General features: G+C 72.7%; 7 protein-coding genes. All 7 read right to left on the bottom strand.

The genetic code is table 11. The features are described 5' to 3' along the window. Window positions 1-30: 30 nt before the first annotated feature. Genes I4Q55_RS15365 through I4Q55_RS15395 form a run of 7 tightly spaced genes read right to left on the bottom strand, consistent with a single transcriptional unit; the run spans window position 31 to window position 13,714 of the window. Window positions 31-1,149, bottom strand: a complete 1,119-nt coding sequence (locus tag I4Q55_RS15365; protein WP_242546069.1) for a serine hydrolase — start codon at window positions 1,147-1,149, stop codon at window positions 31-33. Continuing rightward, a complete protein-coding gene (locus I4Q55_RS15370) occupies window positions 1,149-2,384 on the bottom strand; it encodes a cytochrome P450 (RefSeq protein WP_206788434.1) in 1,236 nt (411 codons plus the stop codon). Before I4Q55_RS15370 ends, I4Q55_RS15365 begins: the two co-directional genes overlap by 1 nt. Continuing rightward, window positions 2,381-3,661, bottom strand: coding sequence for a cytochrome P450 (locus tag I4Q55_RS15375; RefSeq protein WP_206788436.1), 1,281 nt, complete (start codon window positions 3,659-3,661; stop codon window positions 2,381-2,383). Before I4Q55_RS15375 ends, I4Q55_RS15370 begins: the two co-directional genes overlap by 4 nt. 15 nt (window positions 3,662-3,676) lie before the next feature. Continuing rightward, complete coding sequence (locus tag I4Q55_RS15380) at window positions 3,677-5,296, bottom strand: NAD(P)/FAD-dependent oxidoreductase (RefSeq protein WP_206788437.1); 1,620 nt, start codon at window positions 5,294-5,296, stop codon at window positions 3,677-3,679. A gap of 22 nt (window positions 5,297-5,318) precedes the next feature. Then, entirely contained in the window at window positions 5,319-5,996 is a 678-nt protein-coding gene (locus tag I4Q55_RS15385) for a hypothetical protein (RefSeq protein WP_206788439.1), read from the bottom strand. Between the two features lie 34 nt (window positions 5,997-6,030). Next, entirely contained in the window at window positions 6,031-12,303 is a 6,273-nt protein-coding gene (locus I4Q55_RS15390) for a type I polyketide synthase (RefSeq protein ID WP_206788441.1), read from the bottom strand. Beyond that, the gene (locus I4Q55_RS15395; RefSeq protein ID WP_206788445.1) at window positions 12,296-13,714 is read right to left on the bottom strand and encodes a cytochrome P450; all 1,419 of its coding nucleotides are present in this window, start codon (window positions 13,712-13,714) and stop codon (window positions 12,296-12,298) included. The genes I4Q55_RS15390 and I4Q55_RS15395 overlap by 8 nt, the downstream gene beginning before the upstream one ends. Between the last annotated feature and the right edge of the window lie 470 nt (window positions 13,715-14,184).

Below are 14,184 nucleotides of genomic sequence, written 5' to 3' on the forward strand. Positions count from 1 at the left end.
TCCGGCCCAGTCGTCATCCGGAGCCGGGGATCAGGCGCGGACCGCCTGCTCGATGCCGGCGAAGAGCGCGATCACCTCGGGATCCGCGAACGGGACGAGCTGGGTGAACAGGACACCCGCCGTCGCGCCGTCCGGGTCCACCCAGAAGTAGCAGTTCGCGCCGCCGGCCCAGGCCACCGTCCCGATCGGACGGTCCTGGGGGGTGCGCTCCTCGTTGCGCATTCCGAGCAGTGACCAGGACACCGGAGTGCCCGGCAGCAGGTCGATGTCGTGTGACGTCGCGGGATTGGCCGAGGCCAGCCAGCCGAACACCGGCGACTGGCTCCGGCGGGCCGCGGTCAGGGTCGAGGGGGCGAGGAGCCGCACGCCGTCGGCGGTTTCGCCCAGCATTCGCAGGAACTTCAAGTAGTCCCGCGGGGTTCCGTACAACCCGCCCCCGCCGGAGAAGAACTCCGGCTCGGCGGGCAGCTCGAACGGAACGGTCACCAACCCCTCCGGGGTCTTCGCCCGCACCGTCGCCAGCCGGGAGCGGTCCACGACGCCGAACGCCGTGTCCGTCATCCCCAGTGGGTCGAAGACCGCCTCCCGCAGGTGGGTCGCCAGGTCGCGGCCGGTCAGCCGCGCGATGGCCAGCCCCACCCACTCGAGACCGGTTCCGTACCCCGTGTCCGTTCCCGGTTCGTACACCAGCGGTGAGTCCACGATCGAGGCCCGCTTGCACTCCAGGCTCGTCGGGATGCCGTTCTCCCGCTGGTACCGGGCCAGGTCCGCCGACAGGAACGCGTACCCCGCGCCTGCGGTGTGCGACAGCAACATCCGCAACGTCACCGGCGTCCGGACCGGCCGCAGGCGGGGCACGTCCCCGTCGTAGCCCTCGAGCACCTGGGCCGCGGCGAGCTCGGGGAGGACGTCGTCCGTTGGCGTGTCCAGCCCGATCAGCCCGCGTTCCACCAGCTGCAGCGCGGCGACGGCCACGATCGGCTTGGTCATCGACGCGAGCCACGCGATGGTGTCCTCCGTCCACGGAGCCGCACCGTCACGGGTGCCGGCACCGCCCGAGTACACGATCTCGCCGCGGTGGGCGGCCATCGCGTGGAAGCCCGCGGCGACGCCGTTGTCGACGGCCTTCGCCAGCAGGGAATCGATCATCACCACGTTACGGGCAGTTCCTTCACTCCGTAGACACCCATGCCCGGCTCGCGGAACTCGATCCGGTCCAGGTCCACCGCCGGGCGCAACGTCGGGATGCGGCGCACCAGGGCCGGGAACGCGATCTGCAGTTCGAGCCGCGCCAGGGGCATGCCCAGGCACTGGTGGGGCCCGTGTCCGAAGGTCACGTGCCGGTACGCGGGCCTGCGCAGGTCCAGCCGGTCCGGGTCCTCGACCACCGACGCGTCCCGGTTGGCGAGGTCGCCGGCGAGGATCAGCCCGTCCCCGGCCCGGATGACCACGCCGCCGATCTCGATGTCCGCCAGCGCCACCCGGCGCCTGCCGCCCTGGGGGACTGCGGTGTACCGCAGGATTTCCTCGATCGCGCCGTCGATTTCCGCCGGCGTCGCCAGCTGTCGCAGGACGTCGAACTGGTCGCGGTTCCCGGTCAGCGCCAGGACGCCCAGGGCGATGGTGTTCGCCGTCGTGTCGAAGCCGCCGAGGAGCATCAGCATGCCGATCAGGGTGGCGTCCTGCTGGGTGAGGTTGCCGGTGGCGACCTGCTCGTTGGCCAGCTCCGACAGCATGTCCTCGGCCGGGTCGGTGCGCTTGACCGTCAGCAGCCGGTCGATGTAGTCGACGAGGCCGGCCCGGGCGGCCATGGCCTCCTCGTGGGTGGCGCGGGGGTCGATGAGCGCCTTGGCGCTCGTCGAGAAGAACTCGTGGTCCTCGTACGGCACGCCGAGCAGGTGGCAGATCACGGTGCACGGCACCGGCAGCGCGAACGCCTCCAGCAGGTCGGCCGGCTTCGGGCCGGCCAGCAGCCGGTCGATCAGGTCGTCGACCAGCTCCTGGATCCGCGGCCGCATGGCCTCGACGCGCTTGGCGGAGAACGGCTTGGCGACGAAGCGGCGCTGGCGGGTGTGCTCCGGGGCGTCCATGGTGAGGAAGCTCAGGCGCTGCATGAACCTGCTGGGGGTCGAGTGCGGATAGCCGGGGTGCTCGGGTGCCGCGCTCAGCCGCGGGTCCCGCAGCAGCGTCCGCACCTCGTCGTAGCCGCTGACCAGCCACGGGGTGCTGCCGTCCCAGATCTCCACGCGGGCGATCGGGGCCGCCGCCTGGACCGCGCGCAGCGCGGGTGCCGGGTCGAGCGGGCAGTTGCGGGCCCGGGCCGAGGGGAACCGCGGGAGCCCGGCCCGCACCTCGACCACCGGCGAGTCCGCGGCGCCGGTCATCGCGGCTCGCCGAACGAGGCGAACAGGTCGTTCGCCGTCTCGAAGGCGGGCCCGGTCCGGGGGCCGGGGGTGAAGCGGGCGGGCATCTTCACGTGGCCGTTGATCTGCCCGACCGTCGGGTAGCGCACCGCCGCCCCTTCGACCAGCCGGTAGTCCGGCAGCCGCCGGAGCACCTCCCCGACGACGACCTGGAAGTCGGTCTGCGCGATGTGGCGCCCAATGCACCGGTGCGCCCCGATACCGAAGGCCGCGTGCTTGCGGGTGTCCCGGTCGAAGTCGATGGTGAGCGGGTCCGGGAAGACCTTCTCGTCGAGGTTCGCCGCGGCCCACGAGATCAGCACGCGCTCGCCGGGGCGCACGGTGGCGCCGTCGATCCGGGCCTCCTCGGTGGCCGTGCGCCCGACGCAGACCACGGGGGTGAAGTACCGGAGGAGCTCCTCGCACGCCCGGGGGATGTCCTCCGGGTGCTCGATCAGGCGCCTGCGGTCGCCGGGGTTGCGGTCGAGGTGCTCGAAGGTGGAGGACAGCAGGGCCGTGGTGGTGTCCATGCCACCGGCGATCATCGCGTTGCAGACGGCGATGATGTCCGCGTCGCCGATCTTCTCGCCCCCGATCTCCATCCGGGTGAGAAAGCTGATCAGGTCGTTGCCGGGGTTCGCGCGGCGCACCGGGATCGTCTCGACGACCTCCTTGATGAGCATCGCGAAGCCTGCTTCGACCGTCTTGTACCCGGGTGTGTCCGACGGCGTGTACGCCAGCGAGTGCACGGCCTCGGCGTAGACGCGCCAGTTGTCCATCGACAGGCCGACGATGTCCAGGGTCAGCAGCGCGGGCACGGCGTTGGCCAGGTCCATGACCAGGTCGATCTCGCCCGACTCGACGCACTGGTCGAGGCACCAGGTGGTGTAGGCCTCGATGCGCGGGCGCAGCTTCTTCGCCGCGGTGGGCGTGAAGAAGGTGTTCAGCGCCCGGCGCCACTCCAGGAACTCCGGCGGGTCCATCTCCAGTGGCAGCGCGCGGAACGTCGACGCCGGGATGATCGTCCCTTGTGGACGGCCGGGGGTGTTTGGCAGCTCGTGCGCGGAGGAGAACACCTGCGGGCGGCGGGCGACGGAGACGACCTGTTCGTAGCCGGTGACCACGTAGAAGCCGCCGTAGTGCGAGCTGTGCGCCACCGGGCACTTCCGGCCCAGCGCCGTGTTGGCGGCCCAGGGATCGGCGGAGTACTCCGGGGAGTGGTGGTCGAAGTCGATTTCCGGGATCTCGGGGTGGCTCATGCGGGTGCGCTCCTGTCAGCTTCGGGTGGCCGGGACCGGGTCGTGGGCGAGGGCGAAGCCCGGGTAGCCGGTGGCCGCGATCGCCGCGCACTTCTCGGCGTAGTCGGGGAACCCGACCAGCGGCATGAAGACGCGCTTCTTGCCGGGGATGTTCGCGCCCAGGTACCAGGACCCGCACGAGGGGAGCAGGGTCCGCCCGGCGACGTCGCCGACGTGGCGGCCCCAGGCCTCCGCGGCCGCCGGCGTGGCCTCGATCGTCCGGACGCCGTTGCCGGCGAGGTACCGGAGGCACCTGCCGATCCACGTCGCGTGCTGGTGGATGGCGACCAGCACGTTGGTCAGCACCGACGGGCTGCCGGGGCCGGTCATGGTGAACAGGTTCGGGAAGCCGGGCACCCCGAGCCCCAGGTAGGTGCGCGGGCCGGCCGACCACGCCTCCCGCAGCGACAGCCCGTCGCGGCCGCGGATGTCGATGCGCGACAGCGCCCCGGTGATGGCGTCGTACCCGGTGGCGAACACCAGCACGTCGAGGTCGTACGTGCCCTCCCCGGTCCGGACCGAGGTCGGCGTGACCTCCTCGATCGGATGGGCCGCGATGTCGGCCAGGCGCACGTTCGGCCGGTTGTAGGTCTCGTAGTAGCCGTCGCCGAGGCAGATGCGCTTGCACCCGATGACGTGCGTCGGGGTGAGCTTCGCCGCCACCTCGGGGTCGGTGACGATCTCGCGGATCTTGCCGCGGACGTATTCGGCGACGACCTCGTTGGCCGCCGGGTCGACCAGCGGGTCGCCGAAGGCACGCAGCAGCAGCGGCCCACCCCGGTTCCAGCAGTGTTCGAAGGTCGCCTCCCGCTCCTTGGCGGAGAACAGGAACACCGAGTTCGGGTTCGCCGGGAACCGGGAGAGCCCGGCCGTGGGCATCTCGTTGTTGCGCGCGCGGAACCCCGCGTAGTCGGCCTTGATCGCCGCCTGCAGCGCCGGGTCGAGCGGCTCGTCGCCCGCGGGCAGCGTGTACGCGGGGGTGCGCTGGAAGACGACGAGCTCGGCCGCCGCCCGCGCGATGATCGGGATGGCCTGCACGCCGGAGGAGCCGGTGCCGACGACGCCGACGCGCTTGCCGGTGAAGCCGACCGGTTCCCGCGGCCAGCGCCCGGTGTGCAGGACGTCGCCCGCGAACGTCTCGATGCCGCGGATGTCCGGCACGTTCGGCTCGGACAGGCAGCCGGTGGCCATGATGACGAACCGGGCCACGACCTCGTCGCCGCCGTCGGTCCGCACGGTCCACGTGGCGGCGGGCTCGTCGTAGGTCATGGCCTCGACCCGGGTGTGGAACCGGATGTCGCGGGCCAGGTCGAAGCGTTCGACGACGTGGCCGATGTAGCGCATGATCTCGGCCCGGCCGGCGTACCGCCGGGTCCACTCCCAGTCCTGCTGCAGCTCGGGGGAGAACTGGTAGGAGTACTCCAGGCTCTCCACGTCGCAGCGGGCACCCGGGTAGCGGTTCCAGTACCAGGTGCCGCCCGCGCCGCCGCCGGCCTCGAGCACCCGCGCCGTGAGCCCGGCCTCGCGGACCTCGTGCAGCATCTGCAGGCCCGCGAGACCCGCACCCACGATCACCACGTCGAACTTGTCTGTCATCCCAGCGCTCCGGTGCACGGGTTCAGGCTTCCGAATACGACTTCGCCCGTTCCGAGCGGACGGCCGCGACGCTCGCCACGGCGAGCCAGCCGATCACGGCGAACACGCTCGCGTAGGTGATCGGCCCGCCCGCCTTCAGCGGGCCCTCCGGTGCGAGCAGCGGCACGCAGCCGAGCAGCTCGACGACCACGACGGCCGCGGCCGCCGGCCTGAGCCAGCCCGGCCACCCCGCGCTCCGGCTCGTGCACAGCGCCGCCGCGACGACCACGACCGCGGCCGGGACCGCGCTGAACATGAAGCCCAGCACGTACGCGTCGGAGAACGCGCGCAGCAGCGGCCGGGTCGCCGGGTCCCGCGCCCAGCCCGAGAAGATCTGGAACAGGCCCAGGTACACCACGGCGAAGCCCACCCAGGCGGTGCCCGCCGCGATCATCAGCACCGGCAGCGGGCTGTCCGGCACCTCCCGGCGGAACCGGGTGTAGAGGTAGGCGAGGAACCACAGCGCGACCATCAGCGCGATGCCCGCGATGAACTGGTAGACGTACCCGCTGGTGACGTGGGTGGCGTAGAACTGCGCGACCTCGGTCTCCGGCGACCCGAAGGGCGGGATCGGCGCCAGGACCAGGATCGTGGAGGCCAGGATCAGCAGGCTGACGATCCCGCTGGCCGCGTGCGCGACCCGGGGCGGACGGTTGGCCACGGTGACTCCCTCTGCGCGGTCGGTCGGTTGCCATCTACTGCGCCGCCCCGAGGTCGAGCCGGGCGACGATGTGCGCGGCCAGCGCCGCCGGGCTGGCGTCCTGGCGCATCTGCTTGGGCGTGACCCGGATGTCGAGCTCCCGGTTGATCCGGGTGCTCAGCTCCAGCGCCATCAGCGAGTCCAGGCCGTGGTCGGTCAGCGACCGGTCCGGATCGAGGCCCGCGGCGTCGACCCGGAGGATCTCCGCCGCGTGCGCGGTGAGGTGCTGCTCCAGGAACCGCTGCCGGGCCGCCGGGTCGGCGGTCCGCAGCTCCGCCAGCACGGGATACCCGGCGGTGTCGCCGCCCCGATCGGCCTCGCGGTCGGCGGGGATGGCGGCGAAGAACGGCGAGGTGCGGATCTTCTCCGCGAACATCGCCTGCCAGCCCGCGTCCAGGATCGCCAGGTAGCCCGCGCGGGCCCGGTCGCGGCGCAGCAGCGCGTCGCAGGCCTTCACGCCTTCGTCCGGGTCGATCATGGCGTTGCCGCGTTCGGCGAACATCGTGCCGCGCCCGTGCTCGGCCCACGCGCCCCAGTTGACGCTCAGCGCAGGCAGCCCGTGTCCGCGCCGCCAGGTGGTGAGGCCGTCCAGCAGGGCGTTGGCCGAGGCGTAGCAGGCTTGGCCGGCGAAGCCGACCAGTGCCGAGGCGGAGGAGAACCCGAACCACCAGTCCAGCTGGCTGTCCGCGCACGCTTCGTGCAGGCGCAGCGCGCCCCGCACCTTCGGCGCCCACACCCGCTCGACCAGCGCGTCGTCCACGCTGGTGATCGCCGCGTCGTCGACCACCGCGGCGGCGTGGACGACCCCGCGCAGGGGCAGCCCGGTGGCGGTGGCGGCGCGCACCAGTTCCCCGGCGGTGCCCGCCGCGGCGATGTCCCCGCGCACCACCTCGATGTCGGCACCGGCCGCGCGCAGTTCGTCGATGGTCGCCTGCGCTTCGGTGGACGGGGCCGAGCGGCCGTTGAGGATGACGCGGCCCGCGCCCTCGCCGGCGAACCACCGGGCGATGATCAGGCCGAGGCCGCCCAGGCCGCCGGTGACGACATACGCGCCGTCCGCCCGGATCACCGGGACGTCGTCCGGCCGGACGACCGCTTCGCCGTCGCCGTCCTGGGGGACGGCGAGGACGAGCTTGCCGAGGTGGCCGCCCGAGGCGAGCGTGCGGAACGCCGAGGCGGCCTCGGCCAGCGGGTACGTGGTGTGCGGAACCGGGGTGAGCGCGCCCGCGGCGAGCAGCTCGTGGACCTCGCGGAGGATGTCGCCGAGGTGCTCGTAGGCCAGCACGCCGAGGTCGACGCTGTGCAGGGAGATGTTGCGGCGGAACGGGAAGAGCCCGATGCGCGCGTCGGCGTAGATGTCCTTCTTGCCCAGCTCGACGAACCGGCCGCCGATGCGCAGCAGGTCCAGGCCGGCCCGCTGGGCGGCACCGGTGAGCGAGTTGAGCACCACGTCCACCCCCTCGCCGCCGGTCAGCTCGCGGATCCGGTCGGCGAACTCCGTGGAGCGGGAGTCGAAGACGTGCTCGATGCCCAGGTCGCGCAGGTACTGCCGCTTCGCGTCGGTGCCCGCGGTGGCGTAGATCTCCGCGCCGAGGTGCCGGGCCACGGCGATGGCCGCCAGGCCGACGCCACCGGTCGCCGAGTGGATCAGCACCCGCTCGCCGGCGCCGAGCCCGCTCAGCCGGTGCAGGCCGTACCAGGCGGTGGCGAACACGCTCGGCCGGGCCGCGGCCGCCGCGAACGTGACGTCGTCGGGAATCCGGTTGGCCTTGCACGCGGGCACCACCGCGAACGCGTGGAACGCGCCGGGGTGCATGGCCGCCACCCGGTCGCCGGCCCGGAACGCGGTGACGTCCGCGCCGACGGCGACGACCGTGCCCGCGCAGTCGAAGCCGAACGGCATCGGGCTGCCGTCGACGGTCTTGTAGAGGCCCATCGCGTTGAGCACGTCCGCGTAGTTCAAGCCGAAAGCCGCGACCCGGATCTCGATCTCGTCCGGCGCGAGCGCGCGCGGCTCGGCCGCGACCAGCTCCAGGCTGCCGAGGTCGCCTGCGTGCCGGGTGGCCAGTGCGTACCGGTCACGGCCGTGGCGGATCGGGCGCACCCGGCGGTCGCCGTCGTGCAGGGGCGCGACCTTGAGCCGGGCCAGGAACAGCTCGCCGTCGCGCAGGGCCACCTCGTCGGCGTCGCCGTTCGCCCCGAGCAGCTCGGCCACCCGCCGGGGCGTGGTAGCGGCGTCGGTGTCGAGGTGGCAGATCCCCAGCTCCGGGTGCTCGTGACCGATCACCCGGCACAGGCCGCGCAATGCGGTCTGCTCCAGGTTCAGCCCGTCGTCCTCGCCCACCTGCTGGGCGTCGCGGGTGAGGACCCACAGCCGGGGCCGGTGTCCGTCGGTGCGCTCCACCAGCGTCCGGACCAGGCCGATCAGCCGTTTCACCCGGCGCTCCGCGCGTTCCACGGCGTCGTGGCCGGCGGGGCCGGTGGGCGCCGGGCACACCACGACGAGCCCCTGTGGCGGCCGCGCGTTCAGCCGTGCCTCGAGTTCGTCCACAGTGGAGCCCAGATGGGCGGTCTCGGCGCCCAGTGCCGAGGTCAGCTCGGCGGCGAACGGCTCCGGGCCCGCGTCCGGCTCGGTCAGGACCAGCCACGGCCCGGCGGCGGCCGCCGGCTCCGGAAAATCGACACGGTCCCAGCCGACGGCGAGCAGGCGCTCGGCCAGCCGCCGGTCGGTGGTGGCCAGGCGGATGCCGGTGACCTCGGCGACCACGGTGCCGTCCTCGTCGAGCAACGCCACGTCGCCGACGGCCAGCTGCTCGTCGAGGTGGCGCAACCGGGCCAGGCAGTAGCGGGCACGGTGCGGGTCGCGGTGCACGCGCAGCGCCCCGGCCCCCACCGGGAAGGCGTCGCGGATCAGCGCCGGGTGCGCCGCCAGCGTCTGCAGGCAGCCGTCCAGCAGGACCGGGTGCAGCCCGTAGGAGCCGAGGTCGCCGCGCACCGCCGCGGGCAGTGCCAGCTCCGCCAGCACCGTCTGCCCGGTGCCCGGCTCCTCGGACAGGTGCAGCGCGACCAGGGCGGCGAACGCGTCTCCGTGCCGGACACCGGCCCCGTGGAACTTGGCGTAGGCCGCTCGCGGGGAGAGCGACCCGGGGTGGGCGGCGAGCAGCCCGGCGACGTCGAGCCGGTCCGGCTCGGCCGCCGCGCGCACCCGCAGGGTCCCGGTGGCCAGCAGCGTCGGGTCCTCGCCGTCGCGGCGGGTCAGCGACTCGAACCGCACCACGCCGTCGCCGACGGGGCGCGTCCGCGAGGACACGACGGTGTGCTCGTCGAGGTGCAGCATCTCGTGGATGGTCAGGTCGGCCACCTCGACCGTGCCGAGGCCGGCGCCGAACACGGTCTTCGCCGCGGCGAGCCCCATCTCGCAGTAGGCCGCCCCCGGCAGCACCGGCTGGTCGTGGACCTGGTGGTCGGCCAGGTAGCGCAGGTCGCGGCCGGTGATCGTGGCCTGCCAGGTGTGCTCGTCGCCGGTGTCGACCGGGCTGACGTGCACGCCGAGCAGGGGGTGCGCGTCCACCCGCGCGCCGGGCTTCTTCACCTGCAGTGCCAGCACGCCCAGGTCGGCACCTGCCCACGCCGGCAGCGGCACGTCGACCAGATTGCCCGCCGGGTAGGCGCGCGCCCAGTCGACCGGGACCCCGCTGCAGTGCAGGTCGGCGAGCCGGGGCAGCAGCCCGGTGGACTGGTCGCCGTCGCGGCGCAGGGTGGCCACGGCGGTCGCGTCGCGGCCGATCGACTTCGCCGTTTCGGTGATCGCGTGGATCAGCAGCGGGTGCGGGGACAGCTCGACGAAGATCCGGTGCCCGTCCAGCACGGCGGCGGTGACCGCGTCGGCGAAGCGGACCGGACGGCGCAGGTTGTGCACCCAGTACCCGGCGTCGAACGCGGCGGGCTTCTTCGGGTCGTCGAGCACGGTGCCGTAGACCGGCACGGTCGCCGCGGCCGGGGCGAGGTCCTCCAGCCGCTCGGCCAGCTCGTCGAGGATGGGGTCGACGTGCGGGGAGTGCGAAGCGTAGTCCACCGCGATCCGGCGGGCGTGCAGGTCGCGGGCCTCCCAGCCGGCCACCAGTTCGTCGACGCGGGCGGGGTTGCCCGCCACGACCGTGGACCCGGCGGAGGCGATCACCGCGACGGTGACGTCCTCGATGCCCGCGGCGGCCAGCTCGGCCGCGACCTCCTGGTGCGGCAGCTCGATGGTGGCCATGGCGCCGCCGCCCGCGATCCGGGTGATCAGCCGGGACCGGCGGCAGATCACCTTCACCCCGTCGTCGGGGGTGAGGGCGCCCGCGACCACCGACGCGGCGGTCTCGCCGAGCGAGTGCCCGATCACCGCGGCGGGCTCGACACCGCGCGATCGCCAGGCGGCCGCGAGGGCGACCTGCACGGCGAAGATCGTCGGCTGGACCTTCTCGATGCCGGTGACGGTCTCGTCGGCCACCAGCTCGGCGCGCACGGAGAACCCGGCCTCGCGGGCGATCAGCGGCTCCAGCTCGTCGATCATCGCGCCGAACGCGGGCTCGGTCTCCAGCAGCACCCGGCCCATGCCCGCCCACTGCGAGCCCTGGCCGGAGAAGACCCACACCGGCGCCCCGCTGTGGCTGCCGGCCGTGCCGGACACCACGCCCGGCGCGGGCCGCGCCACCGCGGCCGCGGCCAGCTGCCCGGCCAGCTCGCCGTGCGACGACGCCAGGGCGACGAGCCGCTCCACCCGGTGCTCTCGGCCGCGGGCGAGGGTGCGGCCGATGTCGGCCAGCGGCACCGACGCGCCCTCGCCCGAAAGCCACTTCGCCACGCGACCGGCGGTTTCCGCCAAGGCCTGCGGAGTGCTTCCGGACAGCAGCACGGGAAACGCTTTCTCCGCCGGCGGCGGGAGCGCGACCGGAGCCGCGATGTCCGGAGCCTCTTCGAGGACGACGTGGACGTTGGTGCCGCTGAACCCGTAGGAGGAGACCGACGCCAGCCGTGGCGAGCCGTTCGCGTGCCATTCGCGCAGCTCGGTGGGGACGTACAACCGCGTCCCGTCCGGGGAGATGTCCGGGTTCCATTCGCTGAAGTGGAGGTTGCCCGGGATCTTCTTGTGCCGCAACGACATTACGGCCTTGATGAGCCCGGCCACCCCGGACACCGACTCGGTGTGCCCGATGTTGGTCTTCACCGAACCCAGCGCGCACGGCTTGTCGCCCGCGCCGTACACGGCGGACAGCGCGCGGAACTCCACCGGGTCGCCGGTGGGCGTGCCGGGGCCGTGCGCCTCGACCAGTTCGACCGCGGCCGGGTCGACGGCGGCGGCACGCAGAGCGCTGCGCTGCACCGCTTCCTGCGCGGTCGCGGAGGGGACGACGATGTTGTCGGAGCGGCCGTCGGCGTTGGCCGCCGAGCCGCGGATGACGGCGAGGACCCGGTTGCCGTCGCGCAGCGCGTCGTCGAGCCGCTGCAGCGCGACGACCGCGCAGCCCTCGCTGCGGACGAACCCGTCGGCGGCGGCGTCGAACGCGGCGCACCGGCCGTGGGGCGACAGCATCGACCACTGCGAGAACAGGACACCGACCTCCGGGCCCAGCTGCAGCATCGCCGCGCCCGCCAGTGCCAGGTCGGACTCCCCGGCACGCAGGCTCTGGCAGCCGAGGTGCACCGACAGCAGGCCCGAGGAGCAGGCGGTGTCCACGGCCACGGCGGGCCCGTGCAGCCCGAGCAGGTAGGACACCCGGCCCGCGCCGACGGAGTGCGCGTTGCCGGTCATCACGTACGGGTTGTCCACGAGCGAGTCGTCGAACGTCCGCAGCAGGTAGTCGTGGTGCGCCAGGCCGAAGAAGACACCGGTCTGCGACCCCTTGAGCGACCCGGGCGCGATGCCCGCGTGCTCCAGCGCCTCCCAGGCCACCTGGGTCAGCATCCGGTGTTGCGGGTCCATCGCCTCGGCCTCGTACTCGGTGATGCCGAAGGCGGCGGTGTCGAAGCCGCCGATGTCGTCGAGGAACCCGCCCCAGCGGGACACGGTGCGGCCGGGCACGCCGGGTTGCGGGTCGTAGACCTCGTCCACGGCCCAGCGCTCCGGCGGGACCTCGCGGACGGCGTTGCCACCGCGCTCGAGCAGGCTCCAGAGCCCGGCGGGGGAGTCGACCCCGCCGGCGAACCGGCACCCGATGCCCACGATCGCGATCGGCTCGACGGCGGCGCCCCGCCCCTGGTCGGTTTCGGTGGTGGTTTCAGGCATGGGTCAGCTCGCTCCCATCGGTGTCGAGCGCGGTGACGATCATGGGCAGGCTGTTCGGGCGCGGCATCGCCGCGGCGACCCGGCGCACGGTGTGGCCGGGTGCCGGGACCAGCCGCCAGCGGCCGAGGATGGTCGCCAGCGCGATGACCGCCTTGGCCTGGGCGTAGGGCTCGCCGATGCAGCGGCGGTTGCCCTCGCCGAACGGGAGGAAGGCGGTGCGGTGCGGGAGGTGCTCGCGGTCGACGAGCCAGCGTCCGGGGTGGAACCGGTCCGGGTCGGGGAACGCCGCGCCGTCGCGGTGCAGGTCGATCTGGCTGAACATGACGTCCGCGCCCGCGGCCAGCGGAATGCCGTCGACCACCACCGGTTCCTCCGCGCGGCGGAAGAGCATCAGCAGCGAGTACCGGCGCAGGACCTCGTTCACCACGGCGCGGGTGTAGGGCAGCTTCTCGATGTCGGCGTACTCCGCGGGGCGCCCGCCGAGCACGTCCCGCAGTTCGGCGCGCAGCTTCGCCTCGACCTCGGGGTGCCGGGACAGCTCGTGGAACGCCCAGGTGAGGGTGGCGGCCGTGGTCTCGGTGCCGGCCATCATGATCGACACCAGTTCGTCGCGGATGAGGTCGTCGCCCATCGCCTCGCCGGTGTCCGGGTCGCGGGCGGCGCGCAGGTGCGAAAGCAGGTCGGTCCCGTCGGCGCTCTTGTCGGTGCGCACCACGTGGTCGACGGCGGCGCGCAGCCGGTTCGCGGCGTCGAGGAAGCGCCGGTCGAACCCGGAGACCTTGCACAGCCAGGCGGGCAGCACGGTGCGGGCGACCATGCCGTAGGTGAAGATCGGCAGCGAGCGGATGATCTCCCGCACGACGTCAGAGGGCAGGCTGCCGGAGAACATCGACCGCACGATGGTGGTCAGCGTCAGCTCGATCATGGCCTGCTGCACGACGACCTTTTGCCCCGGCTGCCAGGACTCGGCCAGCGCCTGCGCCTCGGCGGTCATGATCTGCGCGTAGGAGGCGATCATCTGGCGGTGGAACAGCGGCTGGATCAGCCGTCGCTGGCGGCGGTGCAGCGCGCGGTCGGAAGCCAGCAAACCGTTGCCGCTCAACGGATGCACGGCCTCCCACACCATGCCCTTGCCGAACGAGCGGGCCTCCTTCACCAGCACCTGGTGCGCGAGGCGCGCGGTGGTGAGGAAGTAGATCGGCCGCTTGCCGATGTAGAGCTTCACCACGTCGCCGCGGGCACGCAGGTCGGCGAAGAAGTCGAAGGGGTTGCGCATGAGCGGCCAGATGTGGCCGATCATGGGCAGCCGGCCGGGCGCGACCGGCACCGTCCGGGCTGGTGGTTCCGGTCCTGGTTCGGTCCCGCTGAACGGGCACGCTGGTGTCTGCTGCGCAGCCGAGTCGTCGCTCATTCGCTTCCCCACAGAATCCGGTCACGGAAAACGGAAAGGCGATGAATCACCCGATCGCGGGTACGCTTAATACAATCGAACCCATCTCGTGATCGGTAAGAACCGGGACGCCCCATCGCTGCCCAAATTCATACTTCGCCGCGTCGAGGCGCGTCAACAAAACGCGCGACGTCGATGATCGACCAGGGCGGGTTCGACCATGTCGGCTGTGGGTTGAAACCCGCCCGCCGGGTAAGTTCGTGAGAGATTGTCCGGATTTGGTTCCCTCGATTGGCGGTTTCCCTCGGTATTTCTGTGATTTGAGCCACATCTTATCACCGGTGATCCGCTCGTGCTGCTCCATTCGGAGCAGGGCACCTCCCGAGCTCCGTCTGGTCGCGCAGTCAACGCGCAACCGCAATAGTCGTCCGACAATGGCTCGGATCGGCAATTCCGGCACCCGGCAACTCCGATTGACACGGAAGCGCGGA

Origin of the sequence: Amycolatopsis sp. MtRt-6, from assembly GCF_017308975.1 — a bacterium.
GTDB lineage: Bacteria > Actinomycetota > Actinomycetes > Mycobacteriales > Pseudonocardiaceae > Amycolatopsis.

Coding starts and splice junctions, on each gene's coding strand:
- I4Q55_RS15390 (WP_206788441.1), bottom strand. CDS start 12,303: ATGCCTGAAACCACCACCGAAACCGACCAGGGGCGGGGCGCCGCCGTC.
- I4Q55_RS15395 (WP_206788445.1), bottom strand. CDS start 13,714: ATGAGCGACGACTCGGCTGCGCAGCAGACACCAGCGTGCCCGTTCAGC.
- I4Q55_RS15380 (WP_206788437.1), bottom strand. CDS start 5,296: ATGACAGACAAGTTCGACGTGGTGATCGTGGGTGCGGGTCTCGCGGGC.
- I4Q55_RS15375 (WP_206788436.1), bottom strand. CDS start 3,661: ATGAGCCACCCCGAGATCCCGGAAATCGACTTCGACCACCACTCCCCG.
- I4Q55_RS15370 (WP_206788434.1), bottom strand. CDS start 2,384: ATGACCGGCGCCGCGGACTCGCCGGTGGTCGAGGTGCGGGCCGGGCTC.
- I4Q55_RS15365 (WP_242546069.1), bottom strand. CDS start 1,149: ATGATCGATTCCCTGCTGGCGAAGGCCGTCGACAACGGCGTCGCCGCG.